General features: G+C 56.8%; 31 protein-coding genes. 22 read left to right on the top strand and 9 right to left on the bottom strand.

Features of this window, described 5'->3' with window-relative positions:
* Positions 1-40: 40 nt before the first annotated feature.
* From GOX61_RS02420 to rpsF, 6 genes are all read right to left on the bottom strand, one after another.
* Positions 41-904: an acyl-homoserine-lactone synthase gene (locus tag GOX61_RS02420; RefSeq protein ID WP_170330991.1), complete on the bottom strand. Its 864-nt coding sequence runs from the start codon at positions 902-904 to the stop codon at positions 41-43.
* A gap of 96 nt (positions 905-1,000) precedes the next feature.
* Positions 1,001-1,702: a helix-turn-helix transcriptional regulator gene (locus tag GOX61_RS02415; protein ID WP_170330989.1), complete on the bottom strand. Its 702-nt coding sequence runs from the start codon at positions 1,700-1,702 to the stop codon at positions 1,001-1,003.
* 226 nt (positions 1,703-1,928) lie between these two features.
* Positions 1,929-2,405 (bottom strand): lytic transglycosylase domain-containing protein, encoded by a 477-nt coding sequence (locus tag GOX61_RS02410; RefSeq protein ID WP_155151877.1) that lies wholly within the window; start codon positions 2,403-2,405, stop codon positions 1,929-1,931.
* 151 nt (positions 2,406-2,556) lie between these two features.
* Positions 2,557-3,177 (bottom strand): 50S ribosomal protein L9, encoded by a 621-nt coding sequence (gene rplI / locus GOX61_RS02405; protein ID WP_170330987.1) that lies wholly within the window; start codon positions 3,175-3,177, stop codon positions 2,557-2,559.
* Between the two features lie 12 nt (positions 3,178-3,189).
* Positions 3,190-3,417, bottom strand: a complete 228-nt coding sequence (gene rpsR, locus GOX61_RS02400) for a 30S ribosomal protein S18 (protein ID WP_005982441.1) — start codon at positions 3,415-3,417, stop codon at positions 3,190-3,192.
* Between the two features lie 27 nt (positions 3,418-3,444).
* Positions 3,445-3,798: a 30S ribosomal protein S6 gene (gene rpsF / locus GOX61_RS02395; protein WP_155151103.1), complete on the bottom strand. Its 354-nt coding sequence runs from the start codon at positions 3,796-3,798 to the stop codon at positions 3,445-3,447.
* A 279-nt stretch (positions 3,799-4,077) separates the two neighbouring features.
* Between rpsF and GOX61_RS02390 the strand changes: the two genes are divergently transcribed.
* Both GOX61_RS02390 and GOX61_RS02385 read left to right on the top strand, forming a co-directional pair.
* Positions 4,078-4,587: a hypothetical protein gene (locus tag GOX61_RS02390; RefSeq protein ID WP_209016419.1), complete on the top strand. Its 510-nt coding sequence runs from the start codon at positions 4,078-4,080 to the stop codon at positions 4,585-4,587.
* Between the two features lie 126 nt (positions 4,588-4,713).
* Positions 4,714-5,286, top strand: coding sequence for a YceI family protein (locus GOX61_RS02385; protein ID WP_155151097.1), 573 nt, complete (start codon positions 4,714-4,716; stop codon positions 5,284-5,286).
* Positions 5,287-5,358: 72 nt separating this feature from the next.
* Here GOX61_RS02385 and GOX61_RS02380 read toward each other — a convergent pair whose 3' ends face one another.
* Positions 5,359-6,585, bottom strand: a complete 1,227-nt coding sequence (locus GOX61_RS02380) for a cytochrome b/b6 domain-containing protein (protein WP_170330985.1) — start codon at positions 6,583-6,585, stop codon at positions 5,359-5,361.
* A 161-nt stretch (positions 6,586-6,746) separates the two neighbouring features.
* On the opposite strand from GOX61_RS02380, the gene fabD reads away from it, so the two are divergent.
* From fabD to mltG, 7 genes are all read left to right on the top strand, one after another.
* Positions 6,747-7,685 carry an ACP S-malonyltransferase gene (gene fabD, locus GOX61_RS02375; RefSeq protein WP_170330983.1) on the top strand — a complete coding sequence of 313 codons (939 nt, stop codon included), beginning with the start codon at positions 6,747-6,749 and terminating at the stop codon, positions 7,683-7,685.
* Positions 7,686-7,728: 43 nt separating this feature from the next.
* Positions 7,729-8,466, top strand: a complete 738-nt coding sequence (fabG, locus tag GOX61_RS02370) for a 3-oxoacyl-[acyl-carrier-protein] reductase (protein ID WP_170330981.1) — start codon at positions 7,729-7,731, stop codon at positions 8,464-8,466.
* Positions 8,467-8,676: 210 nt separating this feature from the next.
* A complete protein-coding gene (locus GOX61_RS02365) occupies positions 8,677-8,910 on the top strand; it encodes an acyl carrier protein (protein WP_005982462.1) in 234 nt (77 codons plus the stop codon).
* Between the two features lie 137 nt (positions 8,911-9,047).
* Positions 9,048-9,587 (top strand): GNAT family N-acetyltransferase, encoded by a 540-nt coding sequence (locus GOX61_RS02360; protein WP_170330979.1) that lies wholly within the window; start codon positions 9,048-9,050, stop codon positions 9,585-9,587.
* Between the two features lie 116 nt (positions 9,588-9,703).
* Positions 9,704-10,447 (top strand): HisA/HisF-related TIM barrel protein, encoded by a 744-nt coding sequence (locus GOX61_RS02355; RefSeq protein ID WP_170330977.1) that lies wholly within the window; start codon positions 9,704-9,706, stop codon positions 10,445-10,447.
* A gap of 207 nt (positions 10,448-10,654) precedes the next feature.
* Positions 10,655-11,920, top strand: coding sequence for a beta-ketoacyl-ACP synthase II (gene fabF, locus GOX61_RS02350; protein WP_155151081.1), 1,266 nt, complete (start codon positions 10,655-10,657; stop codon positions 11,918-11,920).
* Entirely contained in the window at positions 11,921-13,078 is a 1,158-nt protein-coding gene (gene mltG / locus GOX61_RS02345) for an endolytic transglycosylase MltG (RefSeq protein ID WP_170330975.1), read from the top strand.
* 304 nt (positions 13,079-13,382) lie between these two features.
* Here mltG and GOX61_RS02340 read toward each other — a convergent pair whose 3' ends face one another.
* On the bottom strand, positions 13,383-14,648 hold the full coding sequence (locus GOX61_RS02340) for a DEAD/DEAH box helicase (RefSeq protein ID WP_170330973.1): 1,266 nt from the start codon (positions 14,646-14,648) through the stop codon (positions 13,383-13,385).
* A 345-nt stretch (positions 14,649-14,993) separates the two neighbouring features.
* Here GOX61_RS02340 and GOX61_RS02335 point away from each other — a divergent pair, with 345 nt between their 5' ends.
* On the top strand, positions 14,994-16,337 hold the full coding sequence (locus GOX61_RS02335) for a hypothetical protein (RefSeq protein ID WP_170330971.1): 1,344 nt from the start codon (positions 14,994-14,996) through the stop codon (positions 16,335-16,337).
* 699 nt (positions 16,338-17,036) lie between these two features.
* Positions 17,037-18,215, top strand: a complete 1,179-nt coding sequence (locus GOX61_RS02330; RefSeq protein WP_254436733.1) for a DNA-packaging protein — start codon at positions 17,037-17,039, stop codon at positions 18,213-18,215.
* Positions 18,216-18,221: 6 nt separating this feature from the next.
* Here the strand turns inward: GOX61_RS02330 and GOX61_RS02325 are convergent, their stop codons facing one another.
* Entirely contained in the window at positions 18,222-18,683 is a 462-nt protein-coding gene (locus GOX61_RS02325; RefSeq protein ID WP_170330969.1) for a hypothetical protein, read from the bottom strand.
* Between the two features lie 272 nt (positions 18,684-18,955).
* Between GOX61_RS02325 and GOX61_RS02320 the strand changes: the two genes are divergently transcribed.
* From GOX61_RS02320 to GOX61_RS02270, 11 genes are all read left to right on the top strand, one after another.
* Positions 18,956-20,116 (top strand): phage portal protein, encoded by a 1,161-nt coding sequence (locus GOX61_RS02320; protein ID WP_170330968.1) that lies wholly within the window; start codon positions 18,956-18,958, stop codon positions 20,114-20,116.
* Positions 20,109-20,327 (top strand): GTA head formation protein, RCAP_rcc01685 family, encoded by a 219-nt coding sequence (locus tag GOX61_RS02315; protein WP_170330966.1) that lies wholly within the window; start codon positions 20,109-20,111, stop codon positions 20,325-20,327. The genes GOX61_RS02320 and GOX61_RS02315 overlap by 8 nt, the downstream gene beginning before the upstream one ends.
* A 26-nt stretch (positions 20,328-20,353) precedes the next feature.
* Positions 20,354-20,899: an HK97 family phage prohead protease gene (locus GOX61_RS02310; RefSeq protein WP_170330964.1), complete on the top strand. Its 546-nt coding sequence runs from the start codon at positions 20,354-20,356 to the stop codon at positions 20,897-20,899.
* Between the two features lie 36 nt (positions 20,900-20,935).
* Positions 20,936-22,114 carry a phage major capsid protein gene (locus GOX61_RS02305; RefSeq protein WP_170330962.1) on the top strand — a complete coding sequence of 393 codons (1,179 nt, stop codon included), beginning with the start codon at positions 20,936-20,938 and terminating at the stop codon, positions 22,112-22,114.
* 169 nt (positions 22,115-22,283) lie between these two features.
* The gene (locus tag GOX61_RS02300; protein ID WP_170330961.1) at positions 22,284-22,883 is read left to right on the top strand and encodes a head-tail connector protein; all 600 of its coding nucleotides are present in this window, start codon (positions 22,284-22,286) and stop codon (positions 22,881-22,883) included.
* Positions 22,880-23,218 (top strand): phage head closure protein, encoded by a 339-nt coding sequence (locus tag GOX61_RS02295; RefSeq protein ID WP_170330959.1) that lies wholly within the window; start codon positions 22,880-22,882, stop codon positions 23,216-23,218. The genes GOX61_RS02300 and GOX61_RS02295 overlap by 4 nt, the downstream gene beginning before the upstream one ends.
* Positions 23,215-23,628: a DUF3168 domain-containing protein gene (locus GOX61_RS02290; RefSeq protein ID WP_170330957.1), complete on the top strand. Its 414-nt coding sequence runs from the start codon at positions 23,215-23,217 to the stop codon at positions 23,626-23,628. Before GOX61_RS02295 ends, GOX61_RS02290 begins: the two co-directional genes overlap by 4 nt.
* 20 nt (positions 23,629-23,648) lie before the next feature.
* A complete protein-coding gene (locus tag GOX61_RS02285; protein WP_155151056.1) occupies positions 23,649-24,062 on the top strand; it encodes a phage major tail protein, TP901-1 family in 414 nt (137 codons plus the stop codon).
* A gap of 3 nt (positions 24,063-24,065) precedes the next feature.
* On the top strand, positions 24,066-24,386 hold the full coding sequence (locus tag GOX61_RS02280; RefSeq protein ID WP_170330955.1) for a gene transfer agent family protein: 321 nt from the start codon (positions 24,066-24,068) through the stop codon (positions 24,384-24,386).
* Positions 24,383-24,592, top strand: coding sequence for a rcc01693 family protein (locus tag GOX61_RS02275; protein ID WP_170330953.1), 210 nt, complete (start codon positions 24,383-24,385; stop codon positions 24,590-24,592). Before GOX61_RS02280 ends, GOX61_RS02275 begins: the two co-directional genes overlap by 4 nt.
* Positions 24,579-25,241 carry a phage tail tape measure protein gene (locus GOX61_RS02270; protein WP_170330951.1) on the top strand — a complete coding sequence of 221 codons (663 nt, stop codon included), beginning with the start codon at positions 24,579-24,581 and terminating at the stop codon, positions 25,239-25,241. The genes GOX61_RS02275 and GOX61_RS02270 overlap by 14 nt, the downstream gene beginning before the upstream one ends.
* The last annotated feature ends 11 nt before the right edge of the window (positions 25,242-25,252 follow it).

The following is a 25,252-nucleotide window of genomic DNA, read 5'->3' as shown; positions in this document are numbered from 1 at the left end:
CGGCTCCGCATGGGTGGCTTTGACTTATGAGGTGAGGGGGTCAGGCCTCATGAGCAAAAGCACGGGGGGTCTTTAACAGAGCAGTCTTTTGCTCTGGGGTGAACCGATCCGAAAGTGCCTCGATCAATCTGAGAACAGCTTCGACTTCGGTTTTCGTTGTTGCCGAGTGCATTTGCTCGACAAAGTATTTTTCCAGTTCAGTGAGCGGTTGGTGGTCTAAATTCGCGGTCGTGGCGTCTTGCTGGAACGCAATACGGCCTGTTTCAAACCTTTCGAGTGCCTGCTCATCCGTCAGGAAGACGTCGTGATCAATATCGGCATATTCGCGAATGGCCGAGATACGTTCATCCGAGCAATCCATCAATGCCGCCATCGCAACAACCTTGCCCATTGGCTTTGCTGATCCGACATAATCGCACGGCGCATTGCCCGAACGCTGAAGAACCCGATTCATGACTGGGTCAATAACTGCGATCGCATCCAGAACACCCGCCTCCTGGGCGTATTCGAATGAGCCGATCATGACTTCGCTGGTTACGTAAGATACGGAATTCTTACCGCGTCCACGTCCAAGTTTCTTTGTGTCTACACAGAAGCGGGTTGCTTCCCAAACCTGAGAGCTTCGAATGGGCGGTTCGCCGTCCATGATCGAGCTGAATACATCGGCCAGCATGTGTGGCCCGGTGGTCTGCAACAGGCGCATGCACCCAACGACGTCCCCCTCGTCGTTGATGCTGACCACGTGTGCAGGATGCAGGTCGTCGAACTGGTCTTTTTCACGCCCGTCTTGGATATTTACATCCCACCCAAGGCGATCCCCGAACACACGTGCCCGCAGTTTATACATGTCATCCAAGACATGATTGAACTTATGCTGGTTGATACCATCAATTACGATGATCATTCCATCCCCCTACAGTCTGGTTACCGTAGAGAGGAGATTAACTTAGTTTCGAAACAAGACTATTGGGGATTTCCCGTAATTTTGGGCCTAATTTGATTACCCAGGGTAGATTAAACCCAGACCTATTGCCCTTCCGATGGCTTGCGGGGTAGTCAAAGCACCCAGTTTTTCGCGACCAGAACGCATATGAACTTCGACTGTACGGTGAGAGATGCAAAGAATATCACCGATATCCTGCTGAGACTTACCTTCAGCTGTCCATTGCAAGATCTCTTTTTCGCGCGATGACAGAGCAGGTAGATAAAGCGCCTTGGCCAGCAATCCTGACTGCATAACGGTATCATGCGCCTGTACAGCTGCCAGCTGAAGATCCCCCATGACGTGTTTCTTCAGCTTTTTCCATTCGGTGTCAGAACAATCCTTGGTGACACTCAACAAGCCACATTCGCCATATGGCCCCCGGATCGGAACAGTCAGCCCGCGATCGGTTATTCCGAAATCATGGGCGTCACGGAAAACGGCATTGAACTTGTCATCATGATTGAAACGCCCCCAATCAACGGGCGCAATACTCAGCGCGGATTGATAGAGCGTTGGATCAACCTTATGAAAGCCTTGGCTCCCATAATGAATCTTCCACTCGTCAGGGTAATTTGCATAACCCTGCACGTCGCCCTTAACTGGGTGTGTGGTCGCATAAGAGGCGTAGTCGAAGCCAAGCTCATCACATACAGAGTTAATGATGTCGTAAGCCGACTTCTCCTCGTGATCTATTGCGGCCAAGTCGATGAGCTTCAACTGTCCAACCTTTGTACCGTCGGCAGCGTTCCCCAACAAACTGCCATATCTTTCCCCATAGAAGTCTACGTTGCGTCAACCAAAGGGTCTTGTGCAAGCCATTTGTGTATATCACATGGGCTTATTGAGTGCTATTGGCAACAGATTAACGCGATTCTGTTAGTTTATTGCGGGTAATCCACACCAAACGGTCTTTGGCCGAGGGTTTTTCGCAAATCAGACGACATTATTCTTTGACCAACCCGGTCTCGACCAACATTCCACGCTTTTTTGCCTCGGGATAGTAGCCCTTGGCATACAAAAAGATTGCTCGTTGCTGATCACCGTCCGACAGAAGCCATGCGCCGCGCAGGTATTTTCCTGCAAACTCGAGATTTGTATCTGCATCCAGCAACCCTTGAGCATTTCCGGTGTAGCCCATCGATCGCGCGGTAGCGGGAAGGATTTGCAGTAAGCCATAGTAAGGGCGGTTTACGGCCCAGGGACGGTGGGTGCTTTCGCGAATGGCAAGTTTATGCAGCAATTCACGCGGCAGCTCGTAGTGATCCGCCCATTTGTTGATTGATTCACGCAGTTCGGGCGTTTCATTGGGGTAGAGTGGGGGATTGAATGTATCTTGCGTCGGCGTATCCGGGCCACCGCAAGCGGCCAGCGGAGCAAAGAGAACAAAGGCCAATACGCTGCGGCGAAAGTAGTCAGTCATGGGGAATCTCCGAGATGCGATGGCCGATGATATGGTGCCATCATCAGACTGCAAGCTTAGGTCTGAATTCTGGCCAAATTTTGCTCGTATGACGCAAAGAAAAAAGGCCGCGCAATCATACGCGGCCTTTCGTATCTGAAATCCAAAAGGATTAGGCTTTGGCTTCGTCTTCCTCAGCCGGAGCAGCTTCGGGAGCCAGCTCTTCGTCTTCCGAAGCGGCCGAGCCGATGTCGTCGAACAGTTCGGCGATCTCAAATTCAGCAGCGGCTTCTTCTTCGGCTGCCAGTTCCTGGATCGATTTGCCCGATGCCTGCAGTTCGGCTTCTTCTTCCGAACGGGCAACGTTCATCTTGATCTCAACTTCGACTTCGGGGTGCAGCTTAACTGCAACCGAGTGCAGGCCCAGTTCCTTGATCGGTGCGATCAGGATGACCTGTTTCTTGTCGACGGTGAAACCAGCGTCGGTTGCGGCGTCTGCGGCGTCACGCGGGGTGACCGAGCCATACAGGGCGCCAGCATCCGATGCCGAGCGAATCACGATGAACTGCTGGCCATCCAGCTTTTCAGCCAGTGCTTCAGCTTCTTTCTTGGTTTCCAGGTTGCGTGCCTCAAGCTGCGCTTTCTGGGCTTCGAACGAGGCGATGTTCGACTCGGACGCGCTCAGCGCTTTGCCTTGGGGCAGCAGGAAGTTGCGGGCGTAGCCGGGCTTGACGTCAACGACGTCGCCCATTTGACCCAGTTTCGCAACGCGTTCCAGAAGGATAACTTGCATGTCAGTCTCTCCTTACTTCACGGCGTAGGGCAGCAGGGCGAGGAAGCGGGCGCGCTTGATAGCACGGGCCAGTTCACGCTGCTTTTTCGCCGAAACGGCGGTGATGCGCGAAGGAACGATCTTGCCACGCTCAGAGATGTAGCGCTGCAGCAGACGAGTGTCTTTGTAGTCGATCTTCGGCGCGTTGTCGCCCGAGAACGGGCAAACCTTGCGGCGGCGGAAAAATGGTTTTGCGGCCATGGTATATGTCCTTTCGTCAGGCGTTGATCAGCGGCGCTCGCGGCGGCCTTCGCGCTCATCGCGCTTCTGCATCTGGACCGAGGGGCCCTCGGCATGCTCGTCGACCTTGATGGTCAGAACGCGCATGACGTCGTCATGCAGGCGCATCAGGCGTTCCATTTCCTGAACGGCGCCGGCGGGGGCGTCGGTCTTCAGGAAGGCATAGTGGCCTTTGCGGTTCTTGTTGATCTTGTAGGCCATCGTCTTAACGCCCCAGTACTCGCTTTCGACGACGTTGCCGCCGTTGTCAGCCAGAACGGTGCCGAAATGTTCGACTAGGCTTTCTGCCTGCGCGTTGGACAGGTCCTGACGCGCGATCATTACATGCTCATACAGTGGCATGTGCACTCCTGTTTCTATCAAGGCGCATTTCAAAGGCGGGGCCATCTGGTCCTTCGCGACCCTGCCACGAGAGGCTGCGCGATTCATGTATATTGCGAAGGATGGCCCCATATACACGTTTGTGCGGCAGGGGCAAGTCCCGCCACATATGCCTTGGTGAAGTCGTCCAATTTCCATTGGGGTGCCCAATTCCTGACGCTTTTCGGCTCAAAGTTGTTTGCAAGCCGGGAGTTACCCGGGTGGTCGGAAAACACAGACAGGGCAAAAGCGATGGCCGTGATGAATACGAACACATTTCAACAAGCGGCGCCGAACTCGGCGTATGATGAATCTGTACCGGTGATGATCACCTTCGCGCCGAACTGGAAAGCGCGACTGATCCTGTTCCGCGTACTCGGCGCATTTCTTATCGTTTCAGCGTTTTCGATGTGGCTGATGCCCGGTTCGGTGGCCGGTGCAGAGGTTTGGCCGATCAAGCTGGTGGCTTCGATGGTGTTCCTGATTGCAGGGGTAAGCCTGCTGACAATCGAAGTGCTGGATCCGCGCCCTGACGCTTATTTCGATCCGATCCGTCGCGAAGTACGCGTGTTGCAAAAGAACGAAAATGGACGTCCGCAGACGGTTCTGCGCCGCGGCTACGACTCATTGGGCGGTGCACGATTTGCAGATGATGAGGTCGAACTGTTTGATGTTGATGGCAGTGTTCTGATGAAGTTGCCGCTGGAATCGGCGGATGTCAGCCGAGCGCTGAAGGGTCAACTGAGCGGAAGTGTCGCGATTTTCGCTTAAAAACGCGTCTGTTCATTAAGGAACAGAATTTGTGAGAGAATAGAGGTTGTGTGCCGCCCTTGGGCGGCACATTTTCGTTGTTGAGCAACCCAATAGGTTTGCGAACACAAAATTGCGGAGATTGTCATGAAATCCACCCTCCTTGCTGCTGCACTGGCCGTATCAGCGACAACGGCGTTTGCGAGCGCCGAAAAATATGTTCTGGACCCCAGCCATAGCCAGGTCGTCTTCAGCTATAACCACCTCGGGTTTTCGACGACCTATGGCATGTTCTCAGGTTTCGAAGGCGAGATCATGTTCGATCAGGAAGATCCCGCAGCTTCGAGTGTAAGCGTCTCGATGCCTGTCGTTGAGATGATCACCGGCTGGAAGCCGCGCGAAGACCACTTCATGACTGAAGATTTCTTTGGCGTTGCCGAAGGTGACCTGATCACGTTCACCTCGACCGGAATTGAGGTCACAGGTGAAGGCACTGCGAACATCACCGGCGATCTTACTATGAACGGCGTAACTAAATCTGTGGTTCTGGATGCAAAACTGAACCAGGTTGCCGAGCATCCGATGGCAAAGAAGCCATGGGCAGGTTTCGACGCGACCACAACGCTTGTACGCAGCGATTTCGATCTGGGTCAGTTTGCACCCTTCGTCAGCGATGAAGTCGAAGTCAGGATTTCGGTTGAAGCTCAGAAAGCTGACTAAAGATCCGGTCATAAGACAAAAAGAAACCGCCGGTTGCTATCGCTCCGGCGGTTTTTTTTAATTTGCTCACATCTACTCGGACTCGGTTGCGGTAAGCTCAACCGAAACGGTGACGGCAAAAGCAAGCGAGTCTTCAGCAGGCATGGACTTTCCGACATCGAAATCAAGACGGTTCAGTTCCAATTCTCCTGCCATGTTCGCGGTGTCGTCTTCGATATCCAATGTGAAGGGTAGAACGACATCCAGTGTTTTATCTCTGATCGTCAAGGGGCCTCGGGCCTCGTACCCCTCGTCGGTTTTGTAAAGATCAGCCGAGAACTGCGCCGTCGGGAACTGGGCATTGTCGAAGAAGTCAGCTCCCATCGCCTGATCGGTGACGGTTCCAAGGCTGAGCGATCCAATTGCAACCGTGACGTCGACTGAACCGGCCAGCCCGGGATCATCGGTCTCGTCAAAGGTGATTGCAGCAGTCCAATCGGCAAATGTTCCGGTCACCGGGCTGCCAAGCTGAGTTATTGAGATGGATAAGTTGCCTTCCTGCACCTTCCAGTCGGATTGCACTTCGGTCAGTTCGGTCGCGTCAGTTTCGCCGTGTGCGTCATCATCGAAGGTGCCGGTCATCCAGCCACCGGACAACACGCCTACCCAGACAATAGCAGCAGCTAAAGCAGGAACCATCGAATGATGCTGATCGGGAGGTTGAGGGGCATCAGAGCGTCCAGGCAGCATGCGGCGCAAAGTGCTGTCCTTGTCCACGATATGGTGTTTCAAAGCGCCCATAATATGAAGAGCCAGTGCCCCGACCAAAGTCCACATGAACAGCCAGTGAAGGTTTGCGGTCAATTCGGCGAGATGCGCCGATTTGGGGACCAAGGGCAGGTTTTGTCCAAAGGGCCAGAGGATCGGAGCAAACCCTTCGGCAGCGGCGTGGTGAACCCAGCCACTGAGCGGGACGAGAACAAGCGATCCGTATAGAAGCCAGTGAACGGTTTCTGCGGCAAAGGCTTCGGGCTTGTTTTCTGCGTTCAAAAGACCGGGTTTTGTTTGCGTCAAGGCCCACAGAATGCGCGCAAGCGCGACGAAAAACACCGTGATCCCAATCGTTTTGTGCAACGAAAAAAGACGGGCTGCGCGCGCGATATCTTCTTCGGTTGACGCAATACTTGGGTCGTAGATTGCATGGGCCATACTTTCAGCGACCCAGCCGAGGGGCAGGGCCGTCAAAATCAGCAGGGCGGTTAGCCAGTGGAAGGCTTTGGTCACTCCGCCATAGCTGGATATGGTGTTAGTCAGGGGCATCTGTCGCAGGCTCCAATTGATTGGCTGCGGACACCCTAATTGGCTGGTGCAAACACACAATAGCGTAGTGCGCACAGAATAAGTGTCAGAATGCAGAGCTTGTGCGGCGGCGTCACTCGGTTTACACCCCGCCGCAACTTAACGTCATCCAAGAGGTCGCAATGACAATCGCGTTCGTTTTCCCCGGGCAGGGTGCCCAGACCATCGGAATGGGCAAAGCGCTGGCTGACGCATATCCAGCCGCGCAAGCCGTGTTTGATGAAGTGGATGAGGCACTGGGTGAAAAGCTCAGCACACTGATCTGGGAAGGCAACATCGAAGAGCTGACTCTGACACAGAACGCACAGCCTGCATTGATGGCAACGTCGATGGCGGCGATGCGTGCGCTTGAGGCTGAAGGTATTTCGATCGGCAAGGCATCTTTCGTAGCCGGTCATTCACTGGGAGAATACTCGGCGTTGGCTGCTGCTGGTGCGCTGTCCGTTGCCGATACAGCTCGTCTTCTGCGGACGCGCGGTCAAGCAATGCAGAGCGCCGTGCCGGTGGGTGAGGGCGCGATGGCCGCAATTCTTGGTTTGGACCTGGATGCTGTACGTGCAGTCGCAGATGAGGCTGCTCAAGGAGAGGTTTGCCAGGCTGCAAATGACAACGATCCGACACAGGTCGTGGTCTCGGGGGCTAAGGCCGCCGTTGAACGTGCTGCAGAGATTGCCAAGGAAAAAGGCGCAAAGCGTGCGATTATGCTGCCGGTCAGTGCCCCTTTCCACTGCGCATTGATGCAGCCTGCAGCGGATGTTATGGCCGATGCGCTGGCAAAGGTTGAGATCAAGGCACCTGCAGTGCCGTTGGTTGCTAATGTGTGTGCCGAAGCGGTCACTGACCCGGATCTGATCCGCCAGCTGCTGGTCGAGCAGGTCACAGGTTCGGTTCGCTGGCGCGAGAGTGTTCAGTATATGGCTGCACAGGGTGTGACCTGTGCGTGGGAAATTGGCGCTGGCAAAGCGCTGTCCGGTATGATCCGCAAGATCGAGCGGTCCATTGCATGTCAGGCAGTTGGTACGCCTGAAGATGTTCAAAAAGCCATTCAGGCAGACGCCTGATCATAATTTCTCGTCACTTTCGACGAACCAAGAGGGAAACCGAATGTTTGATTTGACTGGTAAGAATGCTCTGATCACCGGAGCTTCGGGCGGGATTGGCGGTGACATTGCACGCTCACTGCATGCGGCGGGCGCGACCGTTGCGCTTTCTGGAACCCGGGTTGAACCTTTGCAGGCACTTGCCGATGAACTGGGTGAGCGCGCGCATGTGTTGCCGTGCAACCTGAGCGATCTGGAGGCTGTGGCCGCGCTGCCGAAGCAAGCGGCCGATGCAATGGGTTCGGTAGATATTCTGGTGAACAACGCCGGTATTACACGCGACAATATCTTCATGCGGATGTCTGATGACGAATGGCAGAGCGTGATTGACGTGAACCTGACCGCAACGGCAAAGCTGTGTAAGGGCGTGCTGCGCGGCATGATGAAGGCGCGCTGGGGCCGGATCATAAACATCTCATCCGTCGTCGGTGCGACCGGTAATCCGGGTCAGGTAAACTATGCAGCATCCAAAGCCGGCATGGTTGGTATGACCAAATCACTGGCCTATGAGGTCGCAAGTCGTGGAATCACAGCCAACGCAGTGGCGCCTGGCTTCATTACGACTGCAATGACTGCAAAACTGACAGATGACCAGAAAGAGGGCATTCTGGGACAGGTGCCAGCAGGTCGGATGGGCGAACCGTCTGAAATTGCTGCGGCAGTTTTGTACCTTGCAAGCCCCGAAGCAGGATATGTTACCGGAACCACCTTGCATGTGAATGGCGGTATGGCCATGTTGTAGGCGCTGTCGGAGGCAGGTGCGAAAGCGTTTGCCTCTTGCGTAGTCTGTGTTATTAGGCGGCGCATAAATGCAGAGGCCGGTCATTTTGGTCGGCCTTCAACTTTCCCGGTGACCCGGGACGCAAACCGCCCGGTAAGGGCAAACAAAGCCACCCCGAGCGGGCAAGGGCAGAACCGGGCAAAGCGCCCTGAAATGGAATGAGGAATAGACATGAGCGACGTCGCAGATCGCGTTAAAAAGATCGTTGTTGAGCACCTGGGTGTTGAAGAAGACAAAGTGACCGAAAACGCTTCCTTCATCGACGATCTGGGCGCGGACAGCCTGGACACCGTTGAGCTGGTTATGGCCTTCGAAGAAGAGTTCGGCATCGAGATCCCTGATGACGCAGCCGAGACCATTCAGACCTTTGGCGACGCCGTCAAATTCATCAGCGAAGCTTCCTAAGAGTTTCGAAATTGATCAAAAGCGGCGCTTCCGGGCAACGGAAGCGCCGTTTTTTATGCCTGCAAGAAATTCGAGCTTGCGTGGTGAATCTCGGGTTTGCACTGTGAACCAGAGGCAAAACTTGAGCGGGCAAGGGCATGATAAGATCCACCCCGATGATAAATACTGCGCGTCTGACGCTGTGCGCGATGCGGCCAGAGGATTTCAATCGGTTCGCCGAAATCTGGCGTAATCCCTGTGTTGTGCGACATATCGGCGGCAAACCACGCAGCCGAGGAGAAGCCTGGGATTCCTTTCTGCGAAACGCAGGCCACTGGCAGATGGCCGGATTTGGCCAATGGGGCGTGGTCATGCAGTCGAATCGCGTACTCATTGGGCAAGCGGGATTCTTCTACGGTAATCGATGCCTGGGTGAGGATTTTGATACTTTCCCCGAAGCAGGTTGGGTGCTTGCTCCTGAGGCGCAGGGGCAGGGGTTTGGTTACGAGGCCGCGCAGGCTGCACATGACTGGTTCGACAGGGTCATTCCCGGGCCGCTTGTGGCGTTGGTGGATGCGACCAATACTGCTTCGCAGAGCCTTGCCGAGAAACTGGGATATGTGAAACTGCGCGAGTCTGTATACAATGATACGCCGGTTCATTTGTTTCGCCGCGACGGACCGCCTGCACGGATCTGAAACATATCCGGCCGGATGAGTGCCGCAAATAGAACCCGGTTTGCCGATACTGTAAAATGTGCACGCAATTGCCGCTTGTATGTTATTCTGGATTACCAGAGCGTAGGAGCGGGCTCATGATGATTTACCCCACCATGGAATTGCAGAATGGCCGTTGTGTCACATTGGACAAAGGCCGTCTGGACGAAGCGATGATCTGGCATGTCGACCCCGCCGAAACTGCGCGCGGATGGTCTACGGCCGGAGCAGAATGGATGCATCTGACCGACTTCGATGCGATCGAAGGCAGTGATACCAATGCTGAGTTGGTAGAGGAGATTATTCGTACAGCAGAAATGCCGGTACAACTGGCGGGTGGTATGCGCAGCCGTGAACAGGTCGAACATTGGATCGACAAGGGGGCCGGTCGCATCGTCATCGGCACTCTGGCAGCGCGCGATCCGCATCTGGTCAAGGAACTTGCCAAATTCTACCCGGACCAGATCGTTCTCGCGGTAGACGTCTGGCAGGGATATGTCATGACCGAGGGTTGGCGTAGCCAAAGTGCATTCACGCCCGAAGCGTTTATTGATGCGTTCGAGGGTACGCCCTTCGCTGCGATCCTTGTCACCGATATCGACAGCGACATGGAAGATGTAGAAGCGCAGCTCGGCTTGATCTCGGGGTTGGCAGCGCATTCTCGTACGCCAGTGATCGCAAGCGGTGTTGTCCGCACGGCTGATGACATTTCGCGACTGGCTTACATTCACAACATTTCCGGCGCGCTGGTCGGTCGGGCGCTTTTCCGCAAGTCGCTGGATCTGACCGAGGCTTTGGACGTTGCCAAAGCTGCTCACGAACCGGTGGCACAGTTCCAATAAAGCTGCCGAATTAAACGATGATCCGCTTCTTCTGATTTCTGAAAGGGGCGGATTTCGTTATTTCAATTCGAAATCTTCGGTTCAGAAGCCAGTTCTTACCCGTTTTGGCGGTATGATGCCGGTAGGGAATATGCTGTTGCTCTTGCCCCCGGACCCCGGGCCGGGGTATGAGCGGTTCTCAAACAGGAAGCAGGCAAGAGGCATTTCATGCGCAGAGTCGTTGTAACCGGTCTGGGATTGGTCACTCCTTTGGCCAGCGGGGTCGAGGAAACGTGGTCACGGTTGCTGGACGGAGAGTCGGGCGCAGGCCCAATCACTCAGTTCGATGCTGAAGCAAGTGGTGTAACCACCACCTATGCCTGCGAGGTTCCGCGCGGCGACGGGACAGACGGCACATTCAATCCTGACGACTGGATGCCGCCGAAAGAACAGCGCAAGATCGAGGACTTTATCCTCTATTCGATCGCAGCTGCCGAAATGGCCTGCAAAGATGCTGACTGGTTGCCCGAGGACGAAGAATCGCGCCTGCGCACAGGTGTGCTGATCGGTTCCGGCATTGGCGGTCTCGGTTCAATTGCCGATACTGCAAACCTGATCCGAGACAAGGGCCCGCGTCGGGTTTCCCCGTTCTTTATTCCGGGTGCGTTGATCAACCTTGCCTCTGGTCAGGTGTCGATCCGCCACGGGTTCAAAGGGCCTAACCACTCGGTCGTAACGGCCTGTTCAACAGGTGCTCATGCTATTGGCGACGCAAGCCGGATCATCCGCGCGGGCGATGCGGATGTTATGGTCGCTGGTGGTGGCGAAGGTTGTATCTGCGAAATCGGTATTGCCGGTTTCAATGCGTGCAAAGCGCTGTCCACCAAGTATGCTGACGATCCGAAGAAAGCCAGCCGCCCATACGATATTGACCGCGATGGGTTCGTAATGGGCGAAGGTGCCGGTATTGTGGTTCTCGAAGACTATGAACACGCCAAAGCGCGCGGTGCCAAGATTTACGCCGAAGTGCTGGGTTATGGCATGTCGGGCGACGCTTATCACATTACTGCACCGTCTGAGGATGGTGATGGCGCGGAACGTTCGATGAAAGCCGCGCTCCGCAGCGCCGGACTTGAGCCGAATGATCTGGACTACATCAACGCGCATGGTACTTCGACCATGGCCGACACCATTGAACTGGGTGCAGTTGAGCGTCTGTTGGGCGAGCACGCGAGTAAGGCGACCATGACTTCAACGAAATCGGCTACAGGTCACCTGTTGGGAGCAGCGGGTGCAATCGAGGCGATTTTCTCAATCCTTGCTATTCGCGATCAGGTCGCGCCGCCGACGATTAACCTGGACAATCCGGCTGTTGAAACTCCGATTGATCTGGCTCCTAACGCCAAGCGCGAGCGGGAAATCAACGTTGCACTGTCGAACTCGTTTGGATTTGGCGGCACCAACGCCAGCGTGATCTTCGGAAAGGTCAGTTAAATGTGGCGGGCTCTGGCGTCGAACATGCTGACCATCCTGGTGGTCGGCCTGTTTCTGATGGGTGGTCTGATCCTGTGGGGGCAGTCGCAATACAAGGCCGAGGGCCCGCTTGAAACCGCCATGTGCCTGCAGGTGAAGCCCGGGTCGAACATGACCAGAGTCAGCCGCGAGCTTGAGGATCAGGGAGCGATCAGCAGCGCCACGATATTCCGGATGGCAGCCGACTACGCTGACAAATCTCAGCAGTTGAAGGCAGGCAGCTTTCTGGTGCGTGAAGGCGCATCGATGGAAGAGATCGTCGATGAGATCACGCGTAGTGGCGCCAGCACCTGCGGAACCGAGATTGAATACCGTATCGGCGTGACCCGCACCCAGACGCGCGTGCGCGAACTGGATCCGGCGACACTGAATTTTGTCGAAATCGCTTCGTTCGAAGTCGGCGAGGATGAAGTTCCTGCAGTGTATGGTGAGAAGCGGAATGAGGCGGATACGCGCTATCGCATCTCACTGGCTGAAGGGGTGACAAGCTGGCAGATTGTAGAAGCTCTGAAATCGGTCGACATGCTGACGGGAGAAGTGGCAGAGATACCTGCCGAGGGCATGTTGGCACCGGATAGTTATGAAGTAACGCCGGGCGAAGATCGGAATGCAGTTCTGCAGGAAATGCAGGACAAACAGCAGCTAAGAATTAACGACGCTTGGGAAGCGCGTCAGGAGGGTCTTCCGCTGGAAAGCCCCGAAGAGATGCTGATCCTTGCCTCGATCATCGAAAAGGAAACCGGCGTTCCGGAAGAGCGCGGACAGGTGGCCAGCGTCTTTGTAAACCGACTGAACCAAGGCATGAAGCTGCAGACGGACCCCACGGTGATCTACGGTGTTACAAAGGGACAGGGTACTCTGGGTCGCGGTTTGCGGCGTAGTGAGCTGAATAGGCCAACCCCTTGGAATACCTATCAGATTGATGGTTTGCCGCCGACACCGATTGCAAACCCGGGTCTCGCAAGCCTTGAGGCAGCGGTATCGCCTGATCAAACGAACTACGTGTTCTTCGTGGCTGATGGTACGGGCGGGCATGCCTTTGCCGAGACACTGCAGGAGCACAATCGGAACGTTGCCAAATGGCGCGAAATCGAAGCCGAGCGGAATTCGGGTAACTGACCCTGTTAACAAAAGTTCGAAGCCATCTGCGTCTTGGCGCGGATGGCTTTCTTGTTCGATGAAAGAAGGTGTTCTTGGATAATTCGTGGTTCGCGACGAACCCTGAATTTCAAAGGCCTTAATCGAGAATGCGGACTTTTGAAGTTTCGCTTCCAAATGCCGAGCTTCGAGAGATCTTGGCCCATATCAATGGAATTCGCTGGACAGCACAACTGGGGCGCAGACCAACCGAAGTTTTCTGCTATATGCGACTGGCAGTCACGAGGATCAAAGGGCACAAGCCACACTGATCCTAGAGTTTTGGTTATGCAGCCGGACGGCGACGCGGACGCCGTTTTTTGTTGGCGGGCTTTGATGCACCTTCAGGCTTGAACTGAGGTCCTCGTCCTCGGCGGGGGCCATTGCCGCGGCGTCCTGCTGGTTTCTTGGGCTCCACAGCTTCGGGCATGGTGCCACTGGCCACCGGGATTTCGATCTTCATCAGTTTCTGGATCTGACGCAGCAGATCGACTTCCTCCGCCGAACAGAACGCAATTGCTTCGCCTTCGCGACCTGCGCGGGCTGTGCGACCGATGCGGTGGACATAGTTGTCGGGAACCTCGGGCAGGTCGTAGTTGATCACATAAGCAACGCCTGGAATGTCGATTCCTCGCGCTGCAACATCGGTTGCTACAAGCACGTTAATCTCGCCCGCACGGAACGCCTTGATGGCCCGGTCGCGCTGCCCTTGGCTTTTGTTGCCGTGGATCGACGCAGCGTTGTAACCATCCGCCACCAAGCCCTTCATCAATTTCTCTGCACCGTGTTTTGTACGGGAAAAGACCAGCGTGAGAGCGTCGGTATCCTGGGAGAGGATTTCGCGCAGCTTTGATGGTTTTTCGGGTTTGCTTACGAAGTGGATAGATTGGGTGATCTTGTCTGCTGCCTTGCCCGGAGGCGAGACCTGAACCCTTTGTGGGTTGGTCAGGTAAGCGCGGCTGAGTTCTTCCATCTGCTTGGGCATGGTGGCCGAGAACAACATTGTCTGGCGCGGTGTGCCCAGCTGTGGAGCAATCTTGCGGAGCGCGTGGATAAAGCCGAGATCCAGCATCTGATCAGCTTCATCGAGAACAAGGTGCCGTACCGAGCTGAGGTCAACGGCACGACGCTCCATTAGATCGATCAAGCGCCCGGGGGTCGCGACGAGAATATCCGTGCCTCGTGCCAGGAACATGATCTGTTTATTGATCGACTGGCCGCCAACTACTGTCGCCACACGCAGTTTGGTTTTCTTTGTGAGGTTGCGCAGGCTGTCAGCGATCTGGTTCACCAGCTCGCGGGTGGGGGCAAGGATCAACGCCTTGGCAGTTTTGGGGTCCGGCTTTCCGGGCTGGGCAAGCAGATGGTCGATCAGTGGCAAGCCAAAGGCCAACGTTTTGCCGGTACCGGTCTGCGCCAGCCCAAGAATATCATGCCCGTTCAGCGCCAGCGGGATTGCCTGGTTCTGAATTGGAGTGGGTTGAGTGAAATTGGCGCTTTTGAGCGCATCGTTAAGCGCTGGCGCAAGGCCAAGCATGTCGAAGTCGAACAATTAACTATCCTTTTGCGCCCATGAGGATGACTCATGGACAAGTCATGACGGGCCGCATCCGCGACCGACAGGGGTTGTGCGAGACCTCAGAAGTGCAAGCGCACCCTGCATCATCCGGTCGTCGCGTCAAGAACCCTGCGTGAATGGGAACTGGTGAAAGTCGGGCGCTGTGGGGGCTGTTCAGGGCCCACGTGCTCACGCGGCAGCGCGGTGTTGTGGTCGCTCATGCGGGGTATTGGGGGAAATGTCAAGTTTTGCCTCCAATCCGGGTTGATCTGGCGCTGGATTAGCGACGCAGGGATGTGTACTCAGAATATCCGAAAGCCATTCGTTGGAGCTTTGACCGTGAAAACTATTGGATCGATTGTTTTTGCGGGCCTTCTAGTGGCCAGCGATCCGGTTTCTGCCGAGGTTGATACATATCTGACCGAGCCGACGCGCGATTGCGTGTTTGGTCTCGCGACCGAAGCTGCCGAGGCCGAGTACGATCCTGGCTATTGGATACGGAGCACCCTTAGGATTTTGGTTCATCAGGAGCGTTCGGGTGCGCCTGATCACGCAGAAACGCGGGCAGCGTTTCTTGCCCATTTTGCAGAAAAATGGCCCGATGTGGCACGGCAAGGCGCACTGTTGAGGTTTCATTCAGACGTTTTGATTGGACCGTTGATGAACGAAGCGCCGGAAACGGCGGCGGATTTCGCGACGTATATTCTCGATCTCATGCCGGAGATTGAGCCCAAGAGGCAAAAACACGCGAAGGCCGCGGCGGGCTATTTCCTGATGTTTGCAGGAGATCGAGCAAAGGTTGAAGCGCTGCTTGAGGCGGCAACTGCCGAAGAGCAGGCCGTGCTTGAGCGCGAAGTGGTCAATGTTCTGATTCTGCAAGGGCGTTATTCGGAGGCGCTGCAACTTATCGAGACAGTTGGGGTGCCCAAGGAGCGGTTATTTCTGAAGGCTGACGGCATTGATACTCTTGTGAAGAAGAAAGAATATCAGAATGCGCAAGATCTTGCAGGTCATCTGCTGGATGCTGAAAATCGCGCTTTGCATCTGTCAAATATAGCCTTGGCCATGGCGATGGACGGCGAGGTAGATGGGGCTCTGGAACTGCTTGAGTTCATGAAGCAGCAAAATCTGGATCGCTACGATTCGAGCACCGATGACTTTGCCCTTGTCCATGCGGTTGCGGGCGATACGAAACAAATGGAGTTGCTGATTTGGTCCATTGAAAACTCTCATGTGTTTTCGAGCGTCACAGTCGATGGGATCAGAGCCGTTCATGCGGCATCTAGCGGGAACAACGGCGAGATATTACTATATTTGCAGGATGCAGAAGATCGCTTTGACTACGAGCGCCGGTTGTGGACCTTGGGGCGTGCTTATCTGCAATCCGGTTACAATGACTTGTCGCTGTTGGGTCTAAGTATTCCTGCAGAATATCAACGCGAAGGATTGGGTGTTCTTGGGTATTTGCAGGTGCAGCAAGGGGATATAGAAGGTGCTCTGGACACGTATGAAGACCTTTGGCGTTTGAACCCCAACTCAAATGGGCGTTCTGTTTTTGACGACCGGAATTTCGCGCTTGAGCGATTGATGATAGCGCAAGGTAGGGTCGGGGAAGCGGTCAAACTTGCCTATGAGCGCAAGGATTCCCCGGCTTTGTCGTTTCTTGCAACGATGATTCCGTAATGCGTCGCATTGCCTTTACAGGAATTGTTTTTGGTAAACCCAGGTGAGCGATTGTTGGGCCCTGTCTTAATGTTTCGTTCGGTTTCCGTACGCACCGTGTTGCGACCATGTTGCGTAACTCATTGACTTCGCGCACTTAATCGCATACACCTTGTGTCATGCTAGAAGAAGTGAACAACGGCCCGGGGCGACCCGGTGGCCGTTTTTCGTTTCTCTCGTGCGGAGATCACTCACGCATGAGGTCACAGGCACACATGACTTTGATTACCCCGGAAGAGCGGATGTCCCAGACGGCAGAACTTTTGCAGTCGCTTGAGGCATCCATTCGCGGTTTGCGCCAGGCAGCGGAAGAACTGCGCAGGCAAATCGGAACCGGGGAGGATGCAGATCTTGCTGGTTCAGCCAAGCAACTCGGGCAGTTAGAGGGGCTGATCCGAAGTTGTCAGAAAGTGGAGACAAGCTTTGTCGAACAACATCACAGACAAGCTGGAATTGCCCAAGGGGGATACGCGCTCGACCTTAACCGAGCTCGATTTGAGGTCGGGTGCCGGTTGGCTCGCCTCCGCACCTGTTGCGCTGCAGGACAGATTTCTGAGTGAGATCGGGGAGGGAGGGCTTTGTGCCCTTCCTTTCCTGTTCGAGTTCTGGGCGTTGCCGCATCAGTTGCCACCCGAGGGCGAATGGCGGTCATGGGTCATTATGGGTGGGCGTGGGGCCGGCAAGACGCGGGCCGGGTCTGAATGGGTACGGTCGATGGTCGAAGGGGCAAAGCCTTTGGACAGAGGTGAGGCCAGTCGGGTGGCGTTGGTCGGTGAGACCTTTGACCAGGTGCGCGATGTGATGATCTTTGGGGATAGCGGAATATTGCAGTGTTCTCCGCCGGATCGTCGACCTACCTGGAAGGCATCGGAACGGAAACTGATCTGGCCCAACGGGGCCGAGGCGCAGGCGTTTTCGGCGCATGACCCACAGGGGCTGCGCGGGCCGCAGTTTGATGCGGCCTGGGTGGATGAGTTGGCCAAGTGGAAGAAGGCTGGTGAAACGTGGGATATGCTGCAATTTGCGTTGCGGTTGGGGGATCGGCCTCGGGCCTGTGTGACGACCACACCGCGGAATGTGAAGGTTTTGAAGGAGTTGCTGGCGTCGCCCTCGACCGTGCAGACCCATGCGCCGACCGAGGCGAACCGGGCCAATCTGGCGGATTCCTTCTTAGATGAGGTGCGCGCGCGCTATGCAGGCACGCGGCTGGGGAGGCAGGAGCTGGACGGGGTGCTGTTGTCGGATGCCGAGGGGGCGTTGTGGACCGGATCGATGCTGGAGGCGGCGCGGTGCGCGCAGGTGCCTGCGTTGGATCGGATCGTCGTGGCGCTGGACCCGGCGGTGACGGCGGGGGCAGATGCGGATGCTTGCGGGATCGTGGTCGTGGGGGCTCGGGTGCAGGGATCGCCCGAAGACTGGCGCGCCTATGTGCTGGCCGACCGGACGGTGCAGGGCGTCGGTCCGGCAGGCTGGGCGCAGGCGGCGATTGATGCGATGGATGAATTCGGGGCCGAACGGCTGGTGGCCGAGGTCAATCAGGGCGGGCAACTGGTGGAAGAGGTGGTGCGGCAGGTGGACCCTCTGGTGCCTTATCGCGCGGTGCGGGCCTCACGCGGCAAGGTGGCGCGGGCCGAGCCTGTGGCGGCTTTGTACGAACAGGGGCGGGTGCGCCATGTGGCGGGGCTGGACGCGCTGGAGGAGCAGATGTGCCAGATGACCGCGCGCGGGTTCGAGGGTCAGGGCTCGCCCGACCGGGTCGATGCGCTGGTCTGGGCGCTGCATGAGCTGGTTGTGGGGCCTGCGGGGGTGTTTAGAAGGCCGAGGGTGAGGAGTTTGTAAGCGTTGCTAAGGGTGCCTGAACGCTATTCGAGCATCTGCTGCGGAATAGGAGAGCCAAACTGCCGCCGGAGCGTCCTCTTCGGTCAGTACGACGTTCTTTTTCAGCGCCTTACCAAGCCCAATGATGAACTCGGAGATTTCGTTCAGGCCTTGCTGTGAGGCAATGTGTTTGGGGTCAACGTCGAGTTCCAATTCAGATTCGGTAAAGAAATGGCAGTGGATTGTAGTACATCCAGTCTCAATTTTCATAAGTACCGATTGTTCTCTGTTTGAGTCGAATATGGCCGAGATATGCTCGGGCAGTTTCCGCTGTTCACCATCGCAATAGAAAGATGAGTCGAGCTTCGCAGCGAAATCAATAAATTTCTGCCAATCTGCTTCGGTTGTACCGAGCACATATATGTCCCGCAGTGTACCGTCTGCGGTAAAAGCAGCGCTGCATTCCGCCCAATCCAGATGACATTTCATAGTTTCAAGTCCGATTCATAGTAAGAGATTTGCTTTGTACTCAAACCAGCGTCCTAACCAAATTGCAGTTTGTGATAGGAAGATGAATATCTCAATGAATGGTTGTGATCTTGGGGGCTCTTTATCAACTTGACGCTAAAATTCGTGTTTTTTTGTTAGGTCTACTATACCCGTTGCCCACCCCCCGTACGCCCCATTCCCAAGCCCTAAACTTCTTTCCGTCATAACTCCTTTCAACAAGCCGGGCAGAGCGGCGGCAGAAAGGAGCACAGATGGTATTCGATTTCTTGCGTCGTGGATCGGCGGGTGAAGCGCCCGAGGCGAAGGCGAGCGCGGCGGGGCCTGTGGTGGCGTGGCAGACGGGCGGGCGCGTGGCTTGGAGCCCTCGGGATGCGGTGTCGTTGACGCGGACGGGGTTTTCGGGGAACCCGGTTGGGTTTCGATCCGTCAAGCTGATTGCCGAGGCAGCGGCGGCGTTGCCTCTGGTTCTGCAAGATCAGGCGCAGCGGTTTGATGTGCATCCGATCCTGTCGCTGATGCGGTGTCCCAATGCGGCGCAGGGGCGGGCGGAGTTGATGGAGGCGCTGTTCGGGCAGTTGCTGTTGTCGGGTAATGCTTATGTCGAGGCTGTTCAGGCCGAGGAAGGCTTGCCGGTTGAGCTGCATGTGCTGCGATCCGACCGGATGAGCGTGGTGCCGGGGGCGGATGGGTGGCCCAAGGCGTATGACTACGCGGTGGGCGGCAAGAAGCACCGGTTTGCGGCGGAAAATATCTGTCATATCAAATCGTTCCATCCGCAGGATGATCATTACGGGTTCTCGCCGATGCAGGCGGCGGCGATGGCGATTGATGTGCATAACAGTGCGTCTCGATGGTCGAAATCGCTGCTCGACAATGCGGCGCGGCCTTCGGGGGCGCTGGTGTGGAAGGGTGATGGCCATGGGGTGATGGCCGAGGATCAGTTCCGGCGTCTGTCGGACGAGATCGAGCAGAACTATCGCGGGGCGCGCAATGCGGGTCGGCCGATGGTTCTGGAAGGGGGGCTGGACTGGAAGCCGATGGGCTTCTCCCCATCCGACATGGAGTTTCAAAAGACCAAGGAAGCCGCCGCCCGCGAGATCGCGCTGGCCTTTGGGGTTCCGCCGATGCTGCTGGGGATCCAGGGCGACGCAACCTATTCGAACTATCAGGAGGCCAACCGGGCGTTCTATCGCTTGACCGTGCTGCCTCTGGTGACGCGGGTGGCGGCGGCGGTGTCGGAGTGGCTGGCAGGGTTCTCGGGTGAGGATTTGGTGCTGAAGCCTGATCTGGATCAGGTGCCCGCGTTGTCGGCGGAACGGGATGCACAATGGGCGCGGGTCAATGGGGCCGATTTCCTGACGGATGCCGAAAAGCGCGCTTTGCTGGGGCTGCCGGAACGTGCGGATGTCTGACGGGTATCCTCCGTTCGAATGTGCGCCGGGCCTGCGTCTGGCTGCGCATGAACGGGTGGCGGAGATTCAGCATGCGCATCTGTGCAGGCGGTTGGATCAGATCGAAGAGATGATGGAGCGGTTGGAGCGTCGGCTTTGGTTGACGGTCTACGGTGTGGCGGCAGTGATCCTGGCGCAGGCGTTTCAGTCATTTCTCACGGCTACGCCGTGAAATCAAGGATTTACGAGGAGGTGTTCATGGATTTGGAGCATAAATTCGCGCGGTTCGGCGATGGGCTATCCGTGACCGAGGACGCGGTGATCGAAGGCTATGCCAGCCTGTTTGGTCAGGCTGATCAGGGTAGCGATGTGGTGCAGCGTGGTGCGTATCGCGGATCGCTTGATACGCTGGCGAAGGCGGGTCGGCGGGTCAAGATGCTGTGGCAACACGACCCGGCGCAGCCCATCGGTGTCTGGGACGAGGTGCGCGAGGATGAGCATGGCCTGTGGGTCAAAGGACGACTTCTGGAAAGCACGCAGAAGGGCCGCGAGGCGGCGGAGCTGATCCGGGCGGGCGCGATGGATGGGTTATCGATTGGGTATCGCACCAAGCGGGCTGTGAAGAATGACAAGGGCCAGCGGGTCCTGACCGAACTGGAGCTGTGGGAGGTGTCGCTGGTGACCTTCCCGATGTTGCCCAGTGCGCGGGTGGCAGCGAAGGGCATTGAGCCTGATGTTGAGAATACCTGGCGCAGTATAGCTGAGGTGTTCAACGACGCCCGGCAGGAGCTGGCGCGGACATAGCGCGCCTCAATACCCACCCCAAAACAGGACATGCTGATGAGCAAGACCGAGACCCCGGCCTTGACCGGAGAGGGTGCGCCCCTGGTTCAGGAGGTGAAGCAGGCGATGGCTGGCTTCGTGAATGAATTCAAGGGCCTGAAGGCTGAAGTTAAAACCAAACTGCAACAGACAGAAGAGCGACTGACTATGCTGGATCGTAAATCAACCATCGCGGCGCGCCCGCATCTTACGGCTTCGCTTGAGGACGGAGCCCCGCATCAGAAGGCCTTTGATGCCTATGTGCGATCAGGTGAAGATGACGGGCTGCGCGGGCTTGAGATGGAGGCCAAGTCGCTATCCAGCGCGGTCAACAGTGAGGGCGGCTATCTGATCGACCCACAAACGGCTGAGACCATCAAATCCGTTTTGAATTCCACCGCTTCAATCCGTTCCATTGCGTCTGTAGTGAATGTAGAGGCGAATTCGTTCGATGTACTGATCGACCATACTGATGTCGGCGCGGGCTGGGCCGACGAGAGCTCGGCCACAACCGAGACCTCGACACCGACGATTGATCGCATCTCGATCCCATTGCACGAGCTCAGCGCATTGCCTAAGGCGTCGCAGCGCCTGTTGGATGACAGTGCCTTTGACGTCGAAGGCTGGTTGGCGGCGCGTATCGCAGACAAGTTCGCGCGAGCCGAGGCAGCGGCGTTCATCAATGGGGATGGCGTGGATAAGCCCAAGGGTATCCTGAACCACGGCACCATGGCCGAGGACAGCTGGTCCTGGGGGCGACTGGGGTATGTGGCTTCCGGCATTGATGGTGGCGTTGATGCGGACACTATTGTTGATGTGGTCTATGCGCTGGGTGCACAGTATCGGGTCAATGGCACCTTTGTGATGAACTCGAAAACCGCAGGTGTGATCCGTAAACTGAAGGACAGTGATGGCCGCTTCCTGTGGTCGGATGGCCTAGCCGCGGGTGAGCCTGCACGTCTTATGGGCTATCCAGTGTTGATCGCGGAAGACATGCCGGATGCGGCGACCGACAGTTTCTCTATCGCCTTTGGTGACTTCCACTCTGGCTACACCATTGCCGAGCGCCCTGATCTGCGCGTGCTGCGCGATCCGTTCAGCGCCAAGCCGCACGTTCTATTTTACGCGACCAAACGTGTGGGCGGCGACGTGAGCGATTTTGCCGCGATCAAGCTGGTGAAATTCGGCACCGCCTAAGCGGTGACGGATCCGAGGGGTCTAGTGCCCCTCGGACGGCGGGCGCGAGCCGGGGTGAATCCCCTGCGTTGTCTAGCTGCTCCCCTCCGTCCGAGCAACGTGGGGCGGCGCGTGCCCGTCATTTTCCAAGAAGCGGCCCCGGAGGGGTCCGAGATTGCGGAGTGAATGGATGATGTTGATCGAAGAAACCGCCATCGCGGATGCGGCGCTGCCGGTAGATCAGTTCAAAGCACACCTGCGGCTGGGAACGGGTTTCACCGAAGCCAGCGTGCAGGACGAAGTATTGAAGGGGTTCTTGCGGGCAGCGATCGCAGCGATTGAGGCGCGCACAGGCAAGGTTCTGATCGAGCGCGAGTTCTCGTGGAGCCTGAACAAATGGCGCGACCAAGTAGGTGAGGTGTTACCTGTTGCCCCGGTGACGGAGATATCTGTGGTGACGATGTCGGATGCCGCAGGATCTGAAACCGCCGTGGCGACTGATGCCTATCGGTTGGAGCGGGATAGTCAGCGGCCCAGATTGCGCCCCAAAGGTGCGAGTCTGCCTGCGGTCTCGATCGGAGGTTCCGTCAAGATTGTCTTTGTTGCAGGCATGGCAACTGATTGGGGTGGCCTGCCAGCTGATCTTGGTCAGGCGGTACTGCTGCTGGCGGCGCATTACTATGAATATAGAGATGAAACCGCACTGGGGGATGGGTGCATGCCCTTTGGTGTGACCAGTCTGATCCAGCGCTACCGCATGGTGCGCTTTGGGGCAGGGGTGGCGCGATGAAAGCACCGTATTTGAACCGGAAGCTGGTGCTGGAGTCACCAGTGAGAACTGCTGACGGAGCGGGTGGATACACCGAGACCTGGGAGGCTTTGGGAGAGCATTGGGCCGAGATCACTGCCCGTACTGGTGCAGAGCGATCAATCGCCGGAGTGCCTGTTTCGCGGGTTAGCTATCGCATCGTGGTGCGGAATGCACCCCAGGGATCGACGATGCGGCCTGCACCGGATCAGCGATTTCGCGAGGGTGAGCGCCGTTTCGTAATTCGCGCTGTCGCGGATCGGGACGCTCGAGGTCACTACCTGACCTGCTTTGCTGATGAAGAGGTGGCGGCATGAGCTATGGCGTTTCAGCTGCTTTGCAAGCGGCAGTGTTTCAACAGCTTTCGAACGACGCGCAAGTCAGCGCGCAATCCAGCGGTGCGATCTATGACGCCGTGCCCACGGGGACAGTTCCCCAGACTTATGTGTCGCTGGGTCCGGAAGAGGTTCGTGAAGCCTCGGACCGGTCCGGCGCGGGCGCGGTGCATCGGTTCACGGTTTCGGTGGTATCCGAAGCAGCCGGGTTTGGCGCGGCCAAAATACTGGCTGGCGCGGTCTGTGATGCGCTCGAGGATGCGCCTTTGACCTTGGATCGTGGCCGGCTTGTAGGGCTGTGGTTCGAGCGTGCTTCGGCCAGGCGTACCGGTACTGGTGGCGCAATTCGTCAGATCGATCTGAGATTTCGCGCGCGAGTGGAAGACAACTAAGCAATCATTGGAGAGAGCATATGGGTGCCCAGAACGGTAAGGACCTACTGGTTAAAGTAGACATGAACGGATCGGGTCTGTTCGAGACAATTGCGGGGCTGCGCGCCACGCGGATCAGTTTCAATGCCGAAAGTGTGGACGTGACATCTCTAGAAAGTCAGGGCGGATGGCGAGAACTGTTGTCGGGGGCGGGTGTCAAGTCTGCAGCTATTTCGGGTTCGGGTGTGTTCAAGGATGCAGGAACGGATGAACGGGCGAGGCAGCTGTTCTTTGACGGGGAGACGCCAGGCTTTCAGGTAATCATCCCTGATTTCGGTATCGTAGAGGGGCCTTTTCAGGTGACCGGCATCGAATATGCGGGCTCGCACAATGGCGAGGCGACTTACGAGATGAGCATGGCGAGCGCGGGCGCTCTGACATTCACGGCGCTTTGACCAATGGCCAATCCTTGGACGGGTGAGGTGGCACTGACCATCGATGAAGAGCGGCATGTGCTCAAGCTGACTTTGGGTGCCTTGGCGGAACTGGAAAAAGAACTGGGGGCGGGATCATTGGTTGAACTGGTGCAACGGTTCGAAGGTGGAGCCTATTCCAGCGGTGATGTGCTGGCATTGATTGTGGCCGGACTGAGGGGTGGTGGGGCCAAGGTTACCCGATCCGATTTGCTGAGCGCCGAAATCGAAGGCGGTCCGCTGGCGGGCGCGCGCGCGGCGGCTGAGTTGTTGGCGCGGGCCTTCATGGTCCCCGAGCAAGTATGAGCGGGTTCGACTGGCCCGTCCTGATGCGGGCTGGGTTTGTTGGCCTGCGTCTGACGCCAGACCAGTTCTGGCGTCTGACACCGGCTGAGTTGCGGCTGATGTTGGGGCAAGGCGCGGGGATCCCCGCGATGAACCGGGCAGGCCTGGATGCGTTGCTGTCGGCTTATCCGGACAAGGAACAAGGAGAGCGTGATGACGGATCGTGATGGGTTGGAGGATCTGCAGGAGCGTGGCGAGGCGCTGGGCGACTCGCTGGGTGATGCGGCAACCATGGCGGCGGCCTTTGATGGGCAGATGAAACGGATCAGCGCCGCTTTTGAGGAAACGGGTAAGGACGTTGCCACGCTGGAACGCGGCATGTCCAGCGGGTTGCGCAAAGCCTTTGATGGGGTCGTGCTGGATGGGATGAACCTGTCGGACGCCTTGGATGTGCTCAAAAACTCGATGATCCGCACTGCATATTCGGCAGCGATCAAGCCTGTGACGGACCACTTCGGTGGAATTTTGGCCAACACCGTGGGCGGATTGGTGCAGGGCATTCTGCCCTTCGCAGATGGCGGCAGCTTTTCACAAGGCAGGGTGATGCCTTTTGCAAATGGAGGGGTGGTCAGCGGGCCGACCACCTTTCCGATGCGGGGTGGCACCGGTCTAATGGGTGAGGCCGGCCCAGAAGCGATCATCCCGCTGGCCCGTGGTCCTGATGGAAAATTGGGTGTCCGTAACTCTGGCGGCGGTCGCGCAGTGAGTGTGGTGATGAACATCACCACGCCTGACGTACAGGGTTTCCGCCGTAGCCAAAGTCAGATTGCAGCACAAATGAGCCGTGCTCTGGGGCGCGGCAATCGCAACAGATAATCAGGGGAGCA

It is taken from the genome of Ruegeria arenilitoris, assembly GCF_013030265.1.
In the GTDB taxonomy this organism is placed as follows: domain Bacteria; phylum Pseudomonadota; class Alphaproteobacteria; order Rhodobacterales; family Rhodobacteraceae; genus Ruegeria; species Ruegeria arenilitoris_E.
Note: the sequence above shows the minus strand (reverse complement) of the source record. Positions and strands in the feature narration are given on the sequence as shown.

Bases quoted from the DNA above. Each gene is read 5' to 3' on its own strand.
- GOX61_RS02365 (WP_005982462.1), top strand. From the start codon at position 8,677: ATGAGCGACGTCGCAGATCGCGTTAAAAAGATCGTTGTTGAGCACCTG.
- GOX61_RS02315 (WP_170330966.1), top strand. From the start codon at position 20,109: ATGTCTGACGGGTATCCTCCGTTCGAATGTGCGCCGGGCCTGCGTCTG.
- fabD (WP_170330983.1), top strand. From the start codon at position 6,747: ATGACAATCGCGTTCGTTTTCCCCGGGCAGGGTGCCCAGACCATCGGA.
- rplI (WP_170330987.1), bottom strand. From the start codon at position 3,177: ATGCAAGTTATCCTTCTGGAACGCGTTGCGAAACTGGGTCAAATGGGC.
- GOX61_RS02420 (WP_170330991.1), bottom strand. From the start codon at position 904: ATGATCATCGTAATTGATGGTATCAACCAGCATAAGTTCAATCATGTC.
- GOX61_RS02385 (WP_155151097.1), top strand. From the start codon at position 4,714: ATGAAATCCACCCTCCTTGCTGCTGCACTGGCCGTATCAGCGACAACG.
- GOX61_RS02330 (WP_254436733.1), top strand. From the start codon at position 17,037: ATGGGTGGGCGTGGGGCCGGCAAGACGCGGGCCGGGTCTGAATGGGTA.
- GOX61_RS02300 (WP_170330961.1), top strand. From the start codon at position 22,284: ATGATGTTGATCGAAGAAACCGCCATCGCGGATGCGGCGCTGCCGGTA.
- GOX61_RS02320 (WP_170330968.1), top strand. From the start codon at position 18,956: ATGGTATTCGATTTCTTGCGTCGTGGATCGGCGGGTGAAGCGCCCGAG.
- fabF (WP_155151081.1), top strand. From the start codon at position 10,655: ATGCGCAGAGTCGTTGTAACCGGTCTGGGATTGGTCACTCCTTTGGCC.
- GOX61_RS02280 (WP_170330955.1), top strand. From the start codon at position 24,066: ATGGCCAATCCTTGGACGGGTGAGGTGGCACTGACCATCGATGAAGAG.
- GOX61_RS02325 (WP_170330969.1), bottom strand. From the start codon at position 18,683: ATGAAATGTCATCTGGATTGGGCGGAATGCAGCGCTGCTTTTACCGCA.
- rpsR (WP_005982441.1), bottom strand. From the start codon at position 3,417: ATGGCCGCAAAACCATTTTTCCGCCGCCGCAAGGTTTGCCCGTTCTCG.
- fabG (WP_170330981.1), top strand. From the start codon at position 7,729: ATGTTTGATTTGACTGGTAAGAATGCTCTGATCACCGGAGCTTCGGGC.
- GOX61_RS02380 (WP_170330985.1), bottom strand. From the start codon at position 6,585: ATGCCCCTGACTAACACCATATCCAGCTATGGCGGAGTGACCAAAGCC.
- GOX61_RS02390 (WP_209016419.1), top strand. From the start codon at position 4,078: ATGAATACGAACACATTTCAACAAGCGGCGCCGAACTCGGCGTATGAT.
- GOX61_RS02270 (WP_170330951.1), top strand. From the start codon at position 24,579: ATGACGGATCGTGATGGGTTGGAGGATCTGCAGGAGCGTGGCGAGGCG.
- GOX61_RS02295 (WP_170330959.1), top strand. From the start codon at position 22,880: ATGAAAGCACCGTATTTGAACCGGAAGCTGGTGCTGGAGTCACCAGTG.
- GOX61_RS02305 (WP_170330962.1), top strand. From the start codon at position 20,936: ATGAGCAAGACCGAGACCCCGGCCTTGACCGGAGAGGGTGCGCCCCTG.
- GOX61_RS02290 (WP_170330957.1), top strand. From the start codon at position 23,215: ATGAGCTATGGCGTTTCAGCTGCTTTGCAAGCGGCAGTGTTTCAACAG.
- GOX61_RS02410 (WP_155151877.1), bottom strand. From the start codon at position 2,405: ATGACTGACTACTTTCGCCGCAGCGTATTGGCCTTTGTTCTCTTTGCT.
- GOX61_RS02285 (WP_155151056.1), top strand. From the start codon at position 23,649: ATGGGTGCCCAGAACGGTAAGGACCTACTGGTTAAAGTAGACATGAAC.
- GOX61_RS02360 (WP_170330979.1), top strand. From the start codon at position 9,048: ATGATAAGATCCACCCCGATGATAAATACTGCGCGTCTGACGCTGTGC.
- GOX61_RS02310 (WP_170330964.1), top strand. From the start codon at position 20,354: ATGGATTTGGAGCATAAATTCGCGCGGTTCGGCGATGGGCTATCCGTG.
- rpsF (WP_155151103.1), bottom strand. From the start codon at position 3,798: ATGCCACTGTATGAGCATGTAATGATCGCGCGTCAGGACCTGTCCAAC.
- mltG (WP_170330975.1), top strand. From the start codon at position 11,921: ATGTGGCGGGCTCTGGCGTCGAACATGCTGACCATCCTGGTGGTCGGC.
- GOX61_RS02355 (WP_170330977.1), top strand. From the start codon at position 9,704: ATGATGATTTACCCCACCATGGAATTGCAGAATGGCCGTTGTGTCACA.
- GOX61_RS02275 (WP_170330953.1), top strand. From the start codon at position 24,383: ATGAGCGGGTTCGACTGGCCCGTCCTGATGCGGGCTGGGTTTGTTGGC.